At 49.1% G+C, this 1,412-nt stretch carries 1 protein-coding gene; it reads left to right on the top strand.

All coding sequences use genetic code 11. The annotated features are described in order from the left end of the window. Window positions 1-40: 40 nt before the first annotated feature. Window positions 41-1,412: DEAD/DEAH box helicase family protein (locus tag KDK18_RS05455; RefSeq protein WP_257253767.1), on the top strand; the 1,372-nt coding region annotated here is incomplete at its 3' end.

The raw sequence follows: 1,412 nt of genomic DNA, 5'->3' as shown, positions 1-1,412 counted from the left end.
GTATGACTTTACGACAAATATGCAAACCGGACCGTTCCAAATGCCAGACTTTCCGGATCATCCAACACTGACAGCCCGGTACGCTAAAGACACCAGCATTGATCTTCATACTCCTGAAGCAAAGATCATGTTCATGGCGGACAGTCCTGCCTGGTCAAAGCCCCGTTACTATCAGGATGCCGCTATTCGTGCTGCATTCGAGAAGATTTTACGCTGCCAGCAACAAGGGGAACCTGCTCGTGTATTACTCACTCTGGCCACGGGTGCAGGCAAAACCATTATTGTCACCAACCTGCTATGGCGTTTGAATGAAGCAGGCCGCCTGAACAAACCGGCCCTGTTTTTATGTGACCGAGATGAGTTGCGGGAGCAGGCCTACAGCAAAATGAAAGCGGCTTTTGGCGATAATGCCCGTATCGTAAAAACCGAGAAAGGCAGCAATGCAGCTAAAAATGCCCGTATACACATTGCCACCTATCAAACCCTTGGCATTGATGGTGAAGAGACAAGCCCGGAAAAATTCGCCAGCTTCCTGAGCCAACATTACGGAGAAAATGCCTTCAGTGTCATTGTTATTGATGAGTGTCATCGTTCCGCCTGGGGCAAATGGTCAGAGGTGCTCACCCGCAACCCGGAAGCCATTCATATTGGCCTGACAGCTACCCCCAGAAAGCTTGTTGAGTCCAAACACGCAACCGAAGAAGACACACAAATCACTGCTAACAATGTCAAATACTTTGGTGAACCGGTTTACGAGTATACCCTAACGCAAGCTCAAGAAGATGGCTATCTCTCTGCCTGTGAGATTGTTAAACGCAAGGCAAATATTGACAGTCGAACCTTTACCAAAAAAGAGATCCTTGCGGCGAAAGCGGTCAATATCAAAACCGGGCAGCCCATCACAGAAGCAGAGCTGACCAAAGATCAGTACACTGGCAAAGATTTTGATGATGAAATCTTTGTCGAGCTGCGCACCCCGAAAATGTGTGAAGACCTGTTCCAGCTGCTCTGCAAAAACGGCGGACCGGAGCAGAAAGTGATTATCTTCTGTAACCGGGAAATTCATGCCGACCGTGTTGCCATGCATATGAACAACCTCTACAGCCAATGGTGCAAAGAGCAAAACCAAACGCCCACTGACCTTTATGCCTTTAAATGCATGGGAGGCGCGAATAACGGCTCTGACCTGATCGAACCCATGCGCGGCTCCGCTGACCGGGCCTTTATTGCCTGCACCGTGGATCTGCTGGAAGCCGGTGTGGATATCGAACGCCTTAATGCCGTTGTCTTTTTCCGTTACCTGCAATCCCCCATCGGAATTCTTCTCACCCATTTTCAGCGGCAGGTCTTCATACACTTGGGACAGTGTGAAAAAGTGGGTGTCGTCTACATGATCAATATTAATCTCATGC

The sequence above is a fragment of the Endozoicomonas sp. SESOKO3 genome, from assembly GCF_024606255.1.
The sequence above is the reverse complement of the archived record's forward strand: the minus strand, read 5'-3'. Positions and strand labels throughout refer to the sequence as shown.